A 17140-nucleotide genomic window follows, 5' to 3' on the forward strand; every position below is an offset into this window, starting at 1 on the left:
CCTATTTATTCAAGCTGCAGCAGCTCTCGCAGGTCGTCTTCGGTCAGGGCAGAGAAGGGTTCCTCGCCGGACGGCTCGAGAATCTGATCGATGAGGTGCAGCTTGCGCTGCTGCAGCTCGGTCATTCTCTCTTCGATCGTGCCTTCCGCGACCATTCGGATCACCTGCACGACCTTCTTCTGGCCGATCCGGTGCGCGCGGTCCGTCGCTTGGGCTTCGACCGCCGGATTCCACCATAGGTCGTAGAGGATAACCGTGTCCGCGCCCGTGAGATTAAGGCCTGTTCCTCCCGCTTTCAGGGAGACGAGAAACAGGCTGTTCTCGCCTTCATTGAAGCGTTCGCTCAGCTCGACCCGCTGGGCGGGCGGGGTCTCGCCATCCAGCCGGAAATAAGGGAGCGCCCGATCCGTCAGCTCCTTGCCGATAAGATCGAGCATCTTCGTGAATTGGGAGAAGATCAGGATCCTTCGCCCGGAAGCGAGACCTTCCTCGATCAGCTCCAGCAGCTGCTCGAGCTTGGCGGAGCCGCCCCGGTAGCCTTCCACGAACAAGGCAGGGTGGCAGCAGAGCTGGCGCAGGCGGGTGAGTCCCGCCAGGATCCGAATCCGGTTGCGCCGGTGATCCCGATCCTTCAGGTGCTTGACCGCTTCGGCGCGAAGCTCCGCCAGGTAGGCGACGTAGAGCTTCTTCTGCTCGGGGAGCAGCTCGGAGGACCGTTCGCTCTCGATCTTGTCCGGCAAGTCCCGAAGGACGTCGCTCTTCAGCCTGCGCAGCAGGAAGGGACGGACTCGCTTCGACACCTCGACGGGAAGCAGCTCGAAGAAACGGTCCCGGTCGGCGAACAGCTCGGGGAAGACCGCGTCGTAGATCGACCAGAGCTCCGTCAGGTTGTTCTCGATCGGAGTCCCCGTCAGCGCGAATTTATGGCGCGCCGACAAGCTCTTTACCGCCTTGGCCGTCTGGGTGGCGTCGTTCTTGAAGTTCTGGGCTTCGTCGAGGATTAGCGTGTGGAACGTTCTCGCGCGGTAGCGGCGATAATCCTTGCGAAGCAGAGGATAAGAGGTGATCAGGATATCGGGCGCGAGACCGTCCGCGTCCTTCATCCTTGCCAGCCTCTGATCTGCCGGGCCGTCGACGATGACGGCCTTCGCGTTCGGAGCGAACTTGCGCAGCTCGTTGCGCCAGTTGTATACGAGCGAAGCCGGGCAGACGACGAGAGCCGGCGTCCCGGAGGAGCGGATCTCCGGCAGAACCGAGACCAGGAAAGCGATGCTCTGAAGCGTCTTGCCGAGGCCCATCTCGTCCGCGAGAACGCCTCCGAAATGATATCGGGCGAGCGTCTTCATCCATTGGTAGCCGAACTTCTGATAGTCCCGAAGAATCGGAGACAACGACTCCGGCACCTCGTGCTCGAGGAGGTCGGGGTTTCTCATGTTCTCGAGCAGCTTGCGCACGGACTTGCCGAGCCGAACCGCTCCGTTCCGGTCTCGCTCCAAGGCGTCCGAGAGCAGAAGGGCGCGGGCCAGCGGAACGCGCGCCCGCGAATTGTGCCATTCGTTGGTGCGGATGGCCGCTTCGTCGAGCAGCCGCATCACGTCCTGGAACGAGGGGCTCTCCAAGGACAGCAGCGTCCCCTCGGGAAGCCGGTAATACTTGCGTTTCTCCTGCAGCGCCTTGACGATCTCGCGCAACTCGGACTCTCGAATGCCGTCCAGCTCGAAGCGGAATTCAAGCCAGTCGGTGCGCTCGCTCGTATCCACCTTCACGGAGATGGGAGCCGGGCTCGGATGCAGCCGCAGCTTCACGGCGGTCGTCGCGTACACCTGGGCGAGCTTCTCCAGCTTCGGAAGCCGATGGTACAGGAAGTCGTATTCCGTCTCTTCCTCGGCCATCACGTATCCGCTGTCCGTCATCAGGAAGCCGCTTCCGTTCATGATCTCCAGAATGGCCTGCTCCTTCGCGCCTTCGCGGATCAGGATACGATCGGACGGATGGCGGCGTTCGCGCGCTTCCACCGGATTCACCACGATATCCCCGTAATGGAATTCCAATCCGGCCAGCAGCCGATCCCGGACGCGGTCGAGGTACAGCTTCGCCCGAAGCGGGCGCCTTGTCAGCTTCTCCGAGAGGGAAGGGGCGACCACGACCGTTCCGAGCTTCATGAGCCCGGGCACGGCGTGCTCGACGAAGCTTCCGACCCGCTCGGAGGAGATCGCGATGCTCTCCCCGGATCCGCCGGCGTTCATGAGCCGCTGCAGCTCTTGAAGCTGACGGGAGTCGGCTTCGGGGAGCTTCAAGAGCTTTCCTTCGGAGATCGCCACCCCATACGCTTCCATGACGAGCAGCTTGTCCAATCCGCTGGCTCGCAGCTCGTATTGCCCCTTCTCGGACTCCCGGAACTCGAAACGAAGGGGGATCGGGCTCGTTTCCACGATCAGCCCCGGGTATGTCCCGTCTTGCGTGAGCAGCTGGACATGGGCGGCAGAGGATAAGAGGGGCTGCAGAGTCGGCCAATAGACGGGCGGGATCGGCAGCTCGCGTTCCTGCCCGCTTCCGGTTTTCATGCGCGTCGTCACGACCGGCGCCGTCGCTTGGATGGTGCGTTCGTTGGCCGCAATTCGAGCGAGAAGGCGAACGATTTCGTCTTCGATCGGACCGACGGCATGCTCGGAGGGGTCATAGACGATGGTCTTGGAGACGGGGTAACTCCGATGTTGCTCATATTGCTCCAGAAAATCCCTTATGTTCGAGACGGAAGTCCGTTTGTCGGTTCCCAGCTTCAGCTCCAGGGTGAACAGCCGGTCGGAAGCCTGCAATCCGTAGACGGCCGGCCGACAGATGAATTCGACGGTCATCCGGCTGCGTTCTTCCCCATAGGAAGAGGATTTGGCCGCAACGGAGGGAGCTTTCGGCAGGAACAACCGAAGCACCTCTTCGTCCAGATGACGGTCCGGAGCTTCGGCCGGCGAAGGGCCGGCGTTCCTCGGATTTAAGATTTTCCGCGCCGGTTCGCCCTTTCTAAGTTCTATGATCCCGAGCAGCACGGCGGCGATATGAGAGCAATAATTCGAATACGATTTCAAGGAAGGGCAGGAGCAGCGGGCGTTTATCTCGGGAACGCCTCCGAGCTCGCGAAGCTCGAGGCTAACCTCGTAGCTTTGATTCGATTCAACCGTCGCTTCGTATTGGGAGCGGGCTTCATCGTAACGATTCAAGACGACATGTCCGCCTTGAAGGTACGCTTGTCCCCGTTCGTAGGAGAATCGGCCGCACAGCTGCTTTACTTCGCGGATCGTGAGTGTCATGGCTGGATTTCGTTCCTTTCCGATCTTCAAAGCGAATGAATGTTCGCGATACTAGTTAACACTATACTACCATATTTTTAAGCGGCGCCGCAGAATCCCTTTAAACGCCGATAACGTCCCCGGTTTGACAAAGCTTCCGGGAGCGGATTAGACTATCGCTATCACTAGTTTTCAACAGGGAAGAGGAGTGAAGAACGATGCATGACTGGAACCGATCCCTACGCGCCGATAATGGCAAATACCAGAACGAGATTCCGGCGGTGACGAAGTTCAGCGCGAAGGAGCTCGCCTCGATGCTGCGCGAATTTCTATCCAAATCGAACCGAAGGCCGAAGCAGCCGCTTCCTTTCGTTCCTCTAACCCAAAGCACGCTTCAGGACGGCAAAGACAAGGTCGTCTGGTTCGGCCATTCGGCCAGCTTGCTTCAGCTCGGCGGCAAGACGATTCTGATCGATCCGATGCTGGGCAGAAGCCCGTCGCCCGTCCCGTTCGGGCGGAATCGTCGCTTCAGCGGTCAACTTCCTATTTCCATCGAAGATTTTCCCTCTATCGATATCGTCGTTCTCTCTCACGATCACTACGATCATTTCGATTCTTCTTCCATTCGCCGGCTTATTCCGAAGACGGGGACGTTCCTGGTTCCACTGGGCGTGGGCAAGCGAATCCGGAAGCGCGGGGCTTCGTCCGATTCCGTCATCGAGATGGACTGGGGCGAGGAGCGAACGGTCGCGGGCATCCGGTTCGCGTGTACGCCGGCCAGGCACTTCTCGGGAAGAGGCTTGTTCGACCGGGATTCGACGCTGTGGTGTTCCTGGGTTATCAAGACGGAGGAGAGAAGCCTGTTCTACAGCGGAGACGGGGGTTACGGCCCTCACTTCGAGAGAATCGGGAAGCAGCACGGTCCCTTCGAGCTAGCGATCATGGAGTGCGGCCAATACGACGAACGGTGGAGCGGAGTGCACATGATCCCCGAGGAGACCGTTCAAGCGCATAAGGACGTGCAAGGGGGGATTCTGCTCCCCGTCCATTGGGGAGGCTTCACGTTGGCTCTGCACGATTGGAACGATCCGGCGATTCGGGTATCGGCCGAGGCCGAGAAGCAAGGAGTTCCGGTCTGGATTCCGAGAATCGGAGAGGCGGTTTACCTGGAGCAGGACCGGGAAGGTTGGCGTCCGGATCCGTCCTGGTGGAAGGATGCTTCAAGTCCCTCGGCGAATAAAGGCGCCGTCGCTCCCATCTAAATCAAGAAGGCAGTCCGTTCGGTCGGAATCGACCGGGCGGGCTGCCTTCGTTTATTACTTGATCTCGAGAACCTTGAATTGGATTTCGCCCATCGGAGCGTTCACGATGACCGTATCTCCGGCTGCCTTGCCGATTAGGGCAACGCCCATCGGGCTCTCGTAGGAAATCTTGTTCGACAGCATGTCCGCTTCCGCCGCGCCGACCACCTTGTATTCCACGTTCTCGTCCATCTCCACGTCATGCAGCACGACCGTCGATCCGACTTGAATTCGGCTGTCGTCCTTCGATTCCACGATGCGGGCTTTGCGCAGAATCCCTTCGATGGTCAGGATTCGCGTCTCCATGAACGCTTGATCTTCCTTCGCGGAATGGTATTCGCTATTTTCTTTAAGGTCGCCGTAGCTGATCGCCGTCTTGATCCGGGCGGCAAGCTCCTTGCGCTTCACCGTCTTCAGCTCTTCGAGCTCCTGCTCCAGCTTGATCTTGCCTTCGGGGGTGAGGATAACTTCTTCGTTAGACATGGGACATCTCCTTCGCAAAATGGACTCTGGGTACAATGGAGTATCCGATCGACTGTCCAGTGAACCTTAATTCTAAAGCTTCGCGAAGCGATTTGTCAACGAAGCCCGACTTGCTCGCAGGGTCGACGGCATGAATAGAAAAAAATGGAGAAGACGAAAATAGGCCATAGGCGATCCTGCCTGGAGTTCGATTAGGAGGGGGGAGCGAGTTGAAGGCAGAGCAGAAGATTACCTTCCTTCAAGCGTGCACGGTGCTCGCGCTAATGAACGGGCTCGCCGATCACGTCATCGTGAATCCGATGATCCTCGACGCTTCCGGCCGAGATTCTTGGCTAACCGTCCTTTTTGCGGGAGTTCTCTTCTTATTGTGGTGCTTATTATTGGTCGGGATGATGAGAAAGACGGGCCAGAGGAACTGGCGCGAATGGTTGGAGCGTTCTACGTTCAAGGGCGTGTCCTGGCTGCTGCTCGCTCCCGTATGCGCAGAACTGTACCTTATCGGCGCCATGACCGTCGTCCATACGGCCAACTGGCATGTCACGAACTACATGCCGAATACCCCGGAGAGCCTGCTCGTTCTCTCCCTTGTCGTCATATGCGCGATTCTGTCCTTGTGGGGGCTGCGGGTGATCGCGATTACGTCGGGGGTGCTGCTTCCGATCGTTATCGTACTCGGCTTCTTCGTCGGCATCTCCAACGGCCATCTGAAGAATCATTACCTTCTGCTGCCCATTATGGAGCACGGATGGTCTCCGATCGCCGACGGAATGGTCTACGCGGGCGGGGGATTCGTCGAACTGCTCGTTATCATTCTGATGCAGCATCAGATCTCGACGAAGGTAAAGCCGTGGCACATGCTGGCCTACGGAGCCTTTACGGTTATGATTACGCTAGGGCCGATCGTCGGCGCCATCACGGAGTTCGGACCGCGGGAGGCGGCCAAGCAGATGACTTCTCCCTATGAGCAGTGGCGTCTGCTTAAATTAGGGCAATACGTCGAGCATCTGGATTTCTTCTCGATCTCCCAGTGGCTGTCGGGAGCGACCGTCCGAATCAGCCTGGCCGCGTTCCTTCTCGTCGAGCTGCTGCCCGTTAAATCCCGTCGATGGCGCAGGATCCTTATCCTTATCGTCATGGCAAGCTATGTGCTGCTGTCGTCCGTCGACGTGAACGAATACGATTTCTATTTGTGGATGTACCATACCTACATGCCGATATCGTTCTTCGTTCTATTCTTTCTGTCATTCGCGTGGATGACGCTCGCGCAATTCTCGAAGCCGCCGAAGGAGGAGTCCGCATGAGCCGAACCGCCGGGACGAGCGAGAAGCGTTGGAGCGCGGAAGAATTGAGGCGTCTGTTCTCCGGCTCCGGGGATATCGTCTTCTTGCCGAGCCTCTTCGACGACCGGAAGGATTCCCGAGTCCTCATGGTCTATCAAGAGGGCTTGTGTGACAGCAACCGAATCAGCCAATCCGTCCTTCCGGAATTGCGGCATTTCTACGCCAGGACCGGAAGCTTCGCTCGCGCGATACCGGAGCTGTCGGGTGTTCTTCCGGTTAAACCGATCGAGGAGGAGCCTGCCGAGGATAGCATGGCCGAAGCGGTCTATGACGGGAATTTGCTGATCTTGTTCGAAGCGGAAGGCGCCGTCTGCAAGCTGGATTATTCCGATCGACCTCAGCGGACGCCTTTCGAATCCAGCACGGAGATCTCCATCAAAGGACCGAAGGATTGCTTTATCGAGGATATCTCCGTGAACATCGCGCTAATCCGCAAAAGAATAAGAAGCCGTTCGCTTCATGTCGAGAAGTTCGTCCTCGGAAGGAGAACGAAGACGAAGGTCGGCCTCGTTTACTTCAGCGACATCTTGAACAAGAAGATTCTGGCGGACGTCAGAACGAAGCTGAACGAAATCGATATCGACGGGCTATATAGTATCGGACAGCTGGAGGAGCAGCTTGTCGGCTCTCCCTTTAAGATCATGCCGCTTCTGGACTTTACGGGCCGTCCCGACTACGCCGTGTCCAGCTTATTGGCGGGCAGGTTTATCCTCATTATCGACGGAAATCCGATGGTGTTGATCGGTCCCGCCGGCTTGTCCTATATCTTGAAGTCCCCGGAAGACGTGCATTTCAACTATTCCTACGTCTCCTTCGCGAGAATCATTCGGATCGTCAGCTTCTTCCTGTCGATCTTCCTGCCCGCGATCTGGGTGGCGCTGATGGCTTTCCACCAAGACCAGATTCCGTTCCGAATGATGGCGACGGTGTCGGTGTCGCGGCTGGGGCTGCCGCTGTCCGCTCAAATGGAGATGTTTATTCTGCTCATGCTTCTCGAGGTATTCCGGGAAGCGGGAGTCCGGCTGCCGACCGCCATCGGGCAGACTCTGACCTCCATCGGGGGGCTGATCATCGGCGACGCCGCGATCCGGGCAGGGCTCGTCTCGCCGTCCGTGGTCGTCATCGGAGCGATAACGGCCGTATGCGGAGTGACGCTCGTCAACCAGACGCTAAGCACCGTCGTCAGCATTCTTCGTTTGTTCTTTTTTACCTTGGCCTCGTTCTTGGGCATTTACGGCGTCATCCTCGGGATGGTTCTGTGGACCGGTTATCTGTCGAGCTTAAATTCGTTCGGCGTCAATTACTTGACGCCGATATCGCCTCTTCGGATAAAGGATGTCCTGCAGTCGTATTTGCGGTTGCCTTGGGCTTGGAGCAAGCGAAGGCCGGGAAGCCTGAAGCCGATCGACGGGGACCATCAAGGAGAGGGAGAAGGATGAGAACGGCGCGGAGGCTGGGCTTCGCGATCCTGCTGACGTTGATCTTGCTGTCGCAGGGCTGCGGCAGCTCCAAGGACATTCAGAACATGGCCTACGTGACGGCCATCGGGATCGACTACGTAAACGGCAAATATGTGACCTACGCGCAGATTCTCAATTTCTCGAACGTCGCGAGAAGCGAGAACGTACAATTAGGCAAGGAAACCCCGGTCTGGATCGGACAAGGCGACGGGCAAACGGTAAGCGGCGCGCTGGCCTCCATCAACGAGACGTCCCAGCTTCGGCTGTTCTGGGGGCATGTCAAAGTCATTTTCCTATCGGAGAATCTGATGCGCCAAGGGGTCGTGGAGACTTTTAGCGCTCTTAATCGGTATCGCGAGGTTCGTTACAACATTTACATATACGGAACCAAGGAGAAGATGACCGACATCCTCAGCCAGCAATCGCTTCTGAACCTATCGCCGCTCGATACTCTAGTGTTCAGCGGAACGCAGATGAATTCTCAGCGCTTCTTTATTCTGCCGGAGCCCGGCAACCATGTGATCGCCAATATGAACGAGCCGGGCGAACCCGCCATGCTGCCGTCCGTCGCGATCGAACGACGCAATTGGATGGAAGACACCGATTACAAGCCGATGTTCAAAATCTCGGGAGCTTATTTTTTTCAGGATGGGAAGATGAGCAAGTGGATGTCCGACTTGGACCTGAAGGGGATTCGCTGGACGAACAAACGGATCGAATGGCTGCCGGTCTTAGTTCCGCAGGATGGGAAAAAGGCGGCCGTCGTGTCGCTGGGACATCCGCGCTACTCGGTGAAGCCGATCCTGGAGAAAGGCTCCGTTCGCTACGATCTGAAAGTGAGGGTGCAAGGCTTGCTTTACGAGCTTCTGGAAGAAGCTGGCATGGAATCGCTCGAGAAACTTACGGAGGAAGTCATCCGGGAGGAGATCCGGACCACGTATTTGAAATCGCAGAAGGCGAAGTGCGATCCGTTCAGGCTCAAGGAGGCTCTTTATCGCGCGAACCCCCGGCACTTCTGGGCTCTTACCGACAAGGAGAGATTTTTCTTGAAACCGGATTCGATTCGCAAGATCGACGTTCGCGTATCCATCCGAAGCACGGGCAAGTACAAGGGAAGAACCGAATAATCGTCGCGTAAATGCGTATTCAACCCGGAATCCCCATTGGAAGGGGCATTCCGGGTTATTGCCGTTTCTGGGTAAGAGGCGGCTTGACAGAAGGGTGTATTATCTGGATAATACACGAAGAGGTGTATGAACTACATAGTACACACACTATCGCATAGAGAGGTCGAGATGAGATGAGTACTGGCGATAAGTGGGTAAACGTCGTCTTCAACAGCCGGGACCCCGTCTACTCTCAGGTCATTCGGCTGTTTAAGGAGCGGATCGCGACGGGGCGGCTTCGGCAGGGAGACGTCATTCCTTCCAGAAGGGAGATCGCGGCCATGCTGAAGATCAATCCGAATACCGCCCAGAAGGCTTATAAAGAAATGGAGGAACAACGCTTGATCGTGACCGAGGGCAATTCCCCTAGCCGGATAACGAGCGACATGGAGGTTCTTCGCGCCATTCGGACGGAGCTGATCGACGGCGCCGTGCAGGCTTTCTTGGATTCGATTCGCAACATCGAGGTTCCGATCGACGAGCTGCTGGAACGGGTTCGTACGAAATACGCGGAGGAGTCCAAGACCGCCGTCGAGAAGGAGAAGGAGGGGGCAAGGGGCCATGATTGAGGTGGATAAGGTTAGCAAGGGCTTCGCCCGCAAGAAAGTGCTCCGAGACGTCTCGTTTACGGTTGAGAAGGGGCAGATCGTTTGCTTGATCGGGTTGAACGGAGCCGGCAAGTCGACGATTCTGAAGGCGATCATGGGATTGACCCCCATTCGTTCGGGCAGAATCCTTGTCGACGGCAAGAAACCGGATCGGCGCTTGTACGAGCGGATCGGCTATGTGCCGGATCATCTGACCATGCCGTCGTCGATGAGAGCGGTCGACGCGTTGACGTTCATGGAGGATTTCTACCCGAACTGGAACGCCTCGAGGGCTGCCGAGCTCATGAGCTTCTTCGGATTGGACTTCAAGGAGCGAATCGGCAATCTGTCCAAAGGGACCGCGGCGAAGCTCAATCTGGTTCTCGGTCTGGCGCTCGATTCCGACTACATCCTGATGGACGAGCCGTTCTCGGGAATCGACCTCTTCAGCCGGGAGAGAATCGCCGAGTTATTCTCCGGCGACATGATCGATGGCCGCGGCGTCTTGTTGACGACCCACGAGGTCGGCGATATCGAGCACTTGATCGACAAAGCCGTGATCCTTAATAAAGGCGTCGTCGCCCGCTCCTTCGATTGCGATCGGGTTCGGGAGGAAGAAGGAAAGTCCGTCGTTGACATGATGCGGGAGGTGCTTCAGGCATGAAGGCGTATGGCAAACTCGTTCACGTGGAGCTGCATCGGGTTCGCTGGCTGCTCGCCGCGCTGATGGTTTTAACGCTGGTCATCCAAGTCGCGGCGCTTGTTTGGACGGCTAGATCCGGCGTCGCGGACATCCGGGAAGCGGAGACGATCGGGAGAAGCGCCTTTTTCTCCGACGACAAGCTTTCCTTCTCGTGGCTGATCTTCAACACTCAGGTCTTGTTCGCGCTTCCGATTCTGTTAAGCATTGCCGTCCTCGTTCTTTATGTATTCCTTATCTGGTATCGCGACTGGCTCGGCCGAAGCACGTTCATTTATCGGCTGCTGACGATACCGACGGCCAGAAGGAATGTCTACTTCGCGAAAGCGACCGCCGTCCTGCTGCTTATTTTGATTCTGATTTCCTTCCAGTTGATTCTCCTTCCGTTGGAAGAATGGTTGTTCAAACTCGTCGTGCCCTCCGATCTATGGGAGCCTTCGGTCTTCACGGACGCGATTCTGGCTAATCAAGCTTTCGTTTGGGTGATCCCGCTGGACGGATCGCGATTCCTGGTCAGCATCGGCCTGGGCATGGCCGGCGTATTCGCGTTATTCGGCGCCATCCTGCTGGAGAGAAGCTACCGTATTCGCGGCATCCTGCTCGCATTGCTCTATCTGGCTGCTTGCCTGACGATCGTTGTTTATCCTTTGTTAACCTTGGGAATCGACCAAACCTACAGCTTTCTCTATCCGTTCGAGATTCTGCTCATCGAGTTGGCGATTATTATCGCGGTCACGCTGTTTTCGATATGGATGAGTCTTAGATTGCTGGATAAAAAGATTACGGTATGAGGAGGACGTTCCGATGAGAAGCGCATTGCCGGCAGCGGCGAAGAAATACACCCTGACGATCGCGATCGTTCTGATCATTGCCGCGACGCTAGGAACTTATTACGGGTATGCCGCGGACGAACGGCTGCCCGAATACCGATTGGCGATGTTGGAAGGAGACCCGGCCGAAGCCGAGCCGATCATCCTGTCCGGTTCCTATGGAGGACGGATGCGGTCTAAATACTTGGATGTTACCTCCGAAGGCAGTCATTATACGAATAATGCGAGCGTCATCGAACAGTGGAGCGGTACTCGTTCCTGGTTATATGGCTATTCCGGTCTAAAGCAGCTTCGCGAGGATTACCCGGGGTTCATGCGGGGTAAAGGGGATCCGGAGGGCTTCTACAAGGACGAAGATGACGTCATGTATGTCGATGCGAAGCTTCTGGAAAAAGAAGGCGTCATCGAATGGACGATCGATCGATTGGAGCTTTCCGGCGGACGCAAGTCTCAAGTAAAGTCGCGGACCGCTGTCGATAAAGACGTTGCCTATCTGTCCATAGCGGACTTGCAGAAGGTCGGCGAAGACGTTCATGTGCTGATCCATATGCAACTTAAGCCGGCCCCTGGACGATCTGCAGACTTCGAATACTTCGACTTTATCCTTAGCTCCGAAGAAGGAAGCGAGATCCGGACGCAAGAGATCCCCTTCCAACCCGTACAAAGCAAAGGATATCTGTTCGAAGTTCGGAACGTCACGAGCCGGAATGTTACCGAAGCGAGCGATCGGGTGCTGTTCGTGACGAGCGAATCGAAGATTGAGGAGAACGCGGAGAGGTCGGATGTGCCGGCCGCGTCGGCAGCGGAACCGAGCATCCCTGTCGACGAAAGGCTATACAGCTATGAGTACGCGACCGGCAAGCTCGAGGAGATTCCGGATCTCGGGATCGAACGGAGCGATGAGTTTGGTTCTAATGTTAATTATGCGGTAGAAGGGGATCTCTTGACCGTATCGCTCAAAGAAGAGAAACGAATCTCTCTTTGGACATACGATATGGCTTCCGGCCAGAAGGGAAATCATCTGGAGCTCGCCGCGGATGAACTGGGTACGGATCAAATCCACAACGCGGCGATCGCGAACGGCCGGATCTATCTGCTTCTACGGACGACCGAGAACCCGCTCGCGGCGGTGGCGGACGCGACGAACGGCCGAATTCTCTATAAAGGCCAAGTCGTCTGCGACGATCCGAAACGGGAGACGGAGGAGCAGATCAAGTTGGTACGGCTCTTAAACCTTCAACTTAAATAAAATGGTGCAAGTCGCAAGAAAGGAGAGCCATCCTGTGACCGAACATCCCCTTCATCAACGCGTCGAGCGATTGAAAGCGGCCGAACTCCTCGTCTATAGGATGGCTTATTATCTTCTGCAAGAGGAGAGGCTGGCGATCGCCGCCGCTAAGAGAACGCTTTTGGCCCTTGCCGGAAGAGAGGATTGGGATGCCAAGTCCCCGTCCGATCGGGAGGCGCTGCTGAGAACGATCGCGATAAAAGAAGCGCTCCAAGCCGCCAAGGATGCCGAAATTGGATCGGAACTCCCGTTTGCTTCGCGTGGGAACAGGTGATAAAATAGAGTTCGATTCATTGTAAACACGCGTTCACAAGAGGAAGGGAGCGATTGTCATGAAATATCGCAAACTCGGGTCGACGGGACTGAAGGTCAGCGAGATCAGCTTCGGCAGCTGGATGACTTACGGCCACACGGTAGGAGAAGATATCGGCGCCAAGCTGATCGACAAAGCGTTCGAGCTAGGAATCAACTTCATCGATACGGCGAACGTCTACGAACGGGGCGAAGCGGAGAAAATGCTCGGGGACGTCCTTCCGAAATACCCGCGCGAATCTTACGTGCTCGCGACCAAGGCTTTCTGGCCGATGGGCGACGGTCCGAACGATAGAGGCTTATCCCGCAAGCACGTGACCGAACAGCTGAACGCGAGCCTGAAGCGGCTGAAGCAGGATTACGTCGACATTTTCTACTGCCATCGTTACGATCCGGAAACTCCTCTTCACGAGACGCTCCGCACGATCGAGGATTTTGTCCGCCAAGGCAAAGTGCTCTATGTCGGAGTCAGCGAATGGACGGGCGCCCAAATCCAGGAAGCGATGCAGGTTGCCGATAAATATCTGCTCGATCGGATCGTGGTCAACCAGCCGCAGTACAACATGTTCTACCGGAACATCGAATCGGACGTGCTTCCGGTGAGCGAGAAGAACGGCATCTCCCAGGTCGTGTTCTCGCCGCTCGCGCAAGGAGCCCTTACCGGGAAGTATCGGCTGGGTCAGCAGCTGCCTCAGGGAAGCCGGGCGACCGACCCGAAGACGAACATGTGGATTAAAGGCTTCCTGACCGAGTCTCATCTCCGCAAGGTAGATCAACTGGACGGAATCGCGAAGGAGCTCGGCATGTCGCTGTCCAGCCTGGCGCTCGCGTGGATTCTGCGCCACGACAGCGTGGCGAGCGCTTTGGTCGGAGCGACCAAGGTGTCGCAGCTGGAAGAGAACGCGAAGGCGTCCGGCGTCGTCCTTCCGCAAGAAGCTCTCGACCGAATCGAAGAGATACTCGTTCAGCCTTAACTCAAGCGCATTGTGGGCTCGTTATCGGCATGTTCCCGAGAGGGAAAGTCGATAACGAGCATGTTTTCATAAGTTTACATAATAAAATATACGTTAACATATCTCTTTGGTGTTGACTCCATATTCTTTCCATTGTAAGATTGCGCTTGTGCGTATTCGTATAACCTCGCAATGAACGGGCGAGGGTCTCTACAGGGAGCCGCAACTTCCTAACTACGAATTTAGAGTCGGCATCGATTCTATTTTCCGGTTAGGAAGTTTTTATTTGCGGCTTTGTTTCTGAACGCGGATAGGGGAGAAGGCAGCAATGAGTTATTACGGATTATCTGTTCTGCTAGGAGCGGCAAGCTACGGTGTCTTATCGGCCTTCGCGGTCAACGCTTACGATAAAGGGTATTCGCTCGGCGAGGTCGTCGGAACCCAGCTGATACTCGGAAGTCTACTTTGCTGGGGCTGGGTTCTGTTAAGGAAGATGGTAAGAACAAGAAGGTTAAAAGGCGACCCTGCCAAGCTGGCTGCCGACAAAGCGGCGCATGCTCTGACATGGAAGATGAGGGGAACCTTGCTCGCGTGCGGACTTCCGACGATGTTCACGAGTCTGCTGTATAATGAAGCGCTTCATCATATTTCCGCCTCTCTGGCCATTATCCTGATGTTCCAGTTCACTTGGATCGGCGTGCTGATCGAATCCGCGATGACCCGTCGCAAGCCCGGTGCGATCGTATACGTTACGCTCGCCGTCCTGCTTGGCGGCACGGCCTTGGCAGCGGGATTAACCGAGAAGGGCATCGGCGAGTTCAGCCGATTCGGATTGATCCTTGGGCTGCTGTCCGCGGTGAGCTATTCCTTGTTTATCCTGGTGAGCGGCAAGGCGGTCGTCGCCGCGCCTCCCGCCGCCCGAACCGCATGGATGACGACGGGTTCGATGATCGGAGTGCTCCTCATCCATCCGCCGGTCCATCTGTTCAACGGGAACGTGACCGTCGAATTGCTGGGTTATGCTTTGGCTCTGGGACTGTTCGGCTCTTTTATACCGCCGGTCCTATTCGCCATAGGGGTGCCGAGAATCGGCAATGGCATGGCCGGAATCCTCGGCTCGGTCGAGCTGCCGGTCGCGGTGGCGGTATCCGCTATCGTCCTGAGGGAGAAGATCAGCCTTCTCCAATGGGGAGGAGTCGCGATCGTTCTGATCGGCGTCGCGATTCCGGAGCTGAGCAGAAGGCTCGCGCGCGAGCGAACGGGGATGACGGCAAGCGGCAACGGCTAATCAAGAGACCGATTTCGGTCTTTTTTTATGGACATAAAATGGCGTGAAATACGAATTTCGCGCCATTTGAATTCTAAGCGGACAATTTGGTAGGATAAATAGACTTGTACTCATCAGGTTCAGTCTTCGGAGGGGCAATTTGAACATGGCGAACGCGTCGAAGGACGATTTGGAAGAGCGCTACGAGAAGGAGCTTAGGATCTTCCTCATCTGGATGAAGAATAGGGGAATGACCCCGTCGACTCAGAGGGCATACCGGAGCGATGCCATAGCGTACCTGAATTCGATATATCCCAAGGAGTTATCGGAAGCGGGGAAAATCGACATCATGAGCTTTCTATCGCAAAGCAGAGAGAAAGGCGCGGGCGACGAAGCCCGCAACCGGAAGCTTTCGTCCATCCGTTCTTTCTATAAGGCTCTGATCGAGATGGAGCTGCTGAAGGACAACCCGGCAACGAACGTCGCGAAGTCGAAGCAGGAGAAAAACCGGATTCCGGTTTATCTGGAGGAAGCCCAATTGGTGGAGATGGCGGCGCTTGCGGACGGCAAATTTCGCTCTCGCAACCTGGCGATCCTGCTGCTGATGGCCTATGCCGGACTTCGGGTAGGGGAGGTTCACCGCCTGAACGTCTCCGACTTGTCGGAGGATGGCTCGATTCGCGTCTTGGGCAAAGGGCGCAAGTGGAGGCTTGTCCCGCTTCCGAAGCCGTTGGCCGAGCTTTTGAAGCGGTCTCTGGAAGAGAGGAGAGAGCCCAGGCAGCCGAAGGAGACGGCGTTCTTCGTCTCTCAGCTCGGCAGAAGATTATCGATCCGCCGGATCCAATCGCTTGCGGAAGAAACGCTGCGGCGTCTGCAGGAGAGAATTCCCGCGCTCCGGGATCGGAAGCTCTCCAGCCATAAGCTGAGGCATTCGTTCGCGACGATGCAGATTCGCCTGGGTACGGACATTCGTACCCTTCAGGAGCTGCTTGGCCATTCTAGCATCGAGACGACTCAGATCTACACTCATGTGGACAATAAGCGGATGAAGGAAGCCATGGATAGGATGGCGGAGCGGCTTCCGGCTCTCCGGCCATAAACCGGTCCTAGGCTAAGACGCCAGGAGGAATCATGATGATTAATGACATTAACAATCGCGAAGAGCTCGCTACGTTCGCGGGCGGCTGCTTCTGGTGCATGGTGAAGCCGTTCGAAGAATGGCCGGGCATACGCTCCGTCGTATCCGGATATACGGGCGGACATACGGACAATCCGACTTACGAGGAAGTCGGCCGCGAGACGACGGGGCATGCCGAAGCGGTGCAGATCGCTTATGACCCGGAGATCTTCCCGTATGAGCGGCTGCTCGAAATTTATTGGCAGCTCATCGACCCGACCGATGCCGGCGGGCAGTTTTACGACCGCGGCGCTTCCTATCGAACGGCGATATTCTATCATACGGACGAGCAACGTCGTCTCGCCGAGGCGTCCAAGAAGGCGCTCAAGACGAGCGGCCGGTTCAAGAAACCGATCGTCACGGAGATTCTGCCGGCGGAAACGTTCTATCCCGCAGAGGAAGAGCATCAGCGTTACTATCGGAAAAATCCGTACGAATACAAGCTCTATATGGAAGGCTCGGGACGAGAAGCGTTCGCGGAGCGGCATTGGCGGACAAAAGCGGATAGGGAGAATTTGCGCAAGCGATTGACGGAGAGGCAATACGAGGCGACGCAGCATCGAATCTTCGCGCAGGGCGGCCATAGCGCGGGCGAAGCGGAAGCGGATGCCGGCCTCTACGTCGATGTCGTGAACGGAGACCCGCTTTTCTCGGCAGAGGATCGGATCGCAGCAGACGCCTACGGCCTAAGCTTCAGGAAACCCGTGGCCGAGGGGTATATCCGAAGGGAAGCCGAGATAAGCGGAGGCAGAGCTCGTACGGCCATTATCGGACGTCTATCGGGCGCATTTATCGGCTACGAGGAGCTGCTTCCGGAAGAGAAGGCGGGGGAGGACGGCAATCGGCGATTCTACCGGATCAATCCGGATTCGGTGCGGTTCGTGCCGATCGATTCTTCGAAGAAGGAAGAATAGAGCTCCTAAAACCGATTATTTTGGTTAAAATCAGCTATGCCGAGAACCAACCGCCCTTTTCATGCGTTATAAAGAGAG

Annotated in this window: 15 protein-coding genes and 1 riboswitch; of the genes, 13 read left to right on the top strand and 2 right to left on the bottom strand. The window is 56.5% G+C overall.

Going from position 1 to position 17140, the window contains the following annotated elements:
• Positions 1-5 precede the first annotated feature (5 nt).
• A complete protein-coding gene (locus tag H7B67_RS22700) occupies positions 6-3305 on the bottom strand; it encodes a DEAD/DEAH box helicase (protein ID WP_185122142.1) in 3300 nt (1099 codons plus the stop codon).
• A gap of 197 nt (positions 3306-3502) precedes the next feature.
• Here H7B67_RS22700 and H7B67_RS22705 point away from each other — a divergent pair, with 197 nt between their 5' ends.
• Positions 3503-4546: an MBL fold metallo-hydrolase gene (locus H7B67_RS22705; RefSeq protein ID WP_185122143.1), complete on the top strand. Its 1044-nt coding sequence runs from the start codon at positions 3503-3505 to the stop codon at positions 4544-4546.
• A 54-nt stretch (positions 4547-4600) separates the two neighbouring features.
• Here H7B67_RS22705 and greA read toward each other — a convergent pair whose 3' ends face one another.
• Positions 4601-5068, bottom strand: coding sequence for a transcription elongation factor GreA (greA, locus tag H7B67_RS22710; protein WP_185122144.1), 468 nt, complete (start codon positions 5066-5068; stop codon positions 4601-4603).
• A 209-nt stretch (positions 5069-5277) separates the two neighbouring features.
• Between greA and H7B67_RS22715 the strand changes: the two genes are divergently transcribed.
• The 12 genes from H7B67_RS22715 (at position 5278) to msrA (ending at position 17062) form a co-directional block, all read left to right on the top strand.
• Positions 5278-6369, top strand: coding sequence for an endospore germination permease (locus H7B67_RS22715; RefSeq protein ID WP_245363373.1), 1092 nt, complete (start codon positions 5278-5280; stop codon positions 6367-6369).
• Positions 6366-7847 carry a spore germination protein gene (locus H7B67_RS22720; protein ID WP_185122145.1) on the top strand — a complete coding sequence of 494 codons (1482 nt, stop codon included), beginning with the start codon at positions 6366-6368 and terminating at the stop codon, positions 7845-7847. Before H7B67_RS22715 ends, H7B67_RS22720 begins: the two co-directional genes overlap by 4 nt.
• Positions 7844-8995: a Ger(x)C family spore germination protein gene (locus H7B67_RS22725; RefSeq protein ID WP_185122146.1), complete on the top strand. Its 1152-nt coding sequence runs from the start codon at positions 7844-7846 to the stop codon at positions 8993-8995. Before H7B67_RS22720 ends, H7B67_RS22725 begins: the two co-directional genes overlap by 4 nt.
• A gap of 173 nt (positions 8996-9168) precedes the next feature.
• Positions 9169-9603, top strand: coding sequence for a GntR family transcriptional regulator (locus H7B67_RS22730; protein ID WP_185122147.1), 435 nt, complete (start codon positions 9169-9171; stop codon positions 9601-9603).
• Positions 9596-10285 (top strand): ABC transporter ATP-binding protein, encoded by a 690-nt coding sequence (locus tag H7B67_RS22735; RefSeq protein WP_185122148.1) that lies wholly within the window; start codon positions 9596-9598, stop codon positions 10283-10285. Before H7B67_RS22730 ends, H7B67_RS22735 begins: the two co-directional genes overlap by 8 nt.
• Positions 10282-11112 (top strand): hypothetical protein, encoded by an 831-nt coding sequence (locus H7B67_RS22740; protein ID WP_185122149.1) that lies wholly within the window; start codon positions 10282-10284, stop codon positions 11110-11112. The genes H7B67_RS22735 and H7B67_RS22740 overlap by 4 nt, the downstream gene beginning before the upstream one ends.
• Before the next feature lie 13 nt (positions 11113-11125).
• Entirely contained in the window at positions 11126-12400 is a 1275-nt protein-coding gene (locus H7B67_RS22745; RefSeq protein WP_185122150.1) for a hypothetical protein, read from the top strand.
• 34 nt (positions 12401-12434) lie between these two features.
• Positions 12435-12713, top strand: a complete 279-nt coding sequence (locus H7B67_RS22750) for a hypothetical protein (protein ID WP_185122151.1) — start codon at positions 12435-12437, stop codon at positions 12711-12713.
• Positions 12714-12771: 58 nt separating this feature from the next.
• Positions 12772-13725, top strand: a complete 954-nt coding sequence (locus H7B67_RS22755) for an aldo/keto reductase family protein (RefSeq protein ID WP_185122152.1) — start codon at positions 12772-12774, stop codon at positions 13723-13725.
• A gap of 136 nt (positions 13726-13861) precedes the next feature.
• Positions 13862-13961, top strand: a riboswitch (purine riboswitch).
• A gap of 71 nt (positions 13962-14032) precedes the next feature.
• Entirely contained in the window at positions 14033-14992 is a 960-nt protein-coding gene (locus H7B67_RS22760; protein WP_185122153.1) for an EamA family transporter, read from the top strand.
• 145 nt (positions 14993-15137) lie between these two features.
• A complete protein-coding gene (locus tag H7B67_RS22765) occupies positions 15138-16070 on the top strand; it encodes a tyrosine-type recombinase/integrase (RefSeq protein ID WP_185122154.1) in 933 nt (310 codons plus the stop codon).
• A 35-nt stretch (positions 16071-16105) separates the two neighbouring features.
• A complete protein-coding gene (gene msrA / locus H7B67_RS22770; protein WP_185122155.1) occupies positions 16106-17062 on the top strand; it encodes a peptide-methionine (S)-S-oxide reductase MsrA in 957 nt (318 codons plus the stop codon).
• The last annotated feature ends 78 nt before the right edge of the window (positions 17063-17140 follow it).

Source organism: Cohnella thailandensis (assembly GCF_014212135.1).
Taxonomy (GTDB): Bacteria; Bacillota; Bacilli; order Paenibacillales; family Paenibacillaceae; genus Cohnella; species Cohnella thailandensis.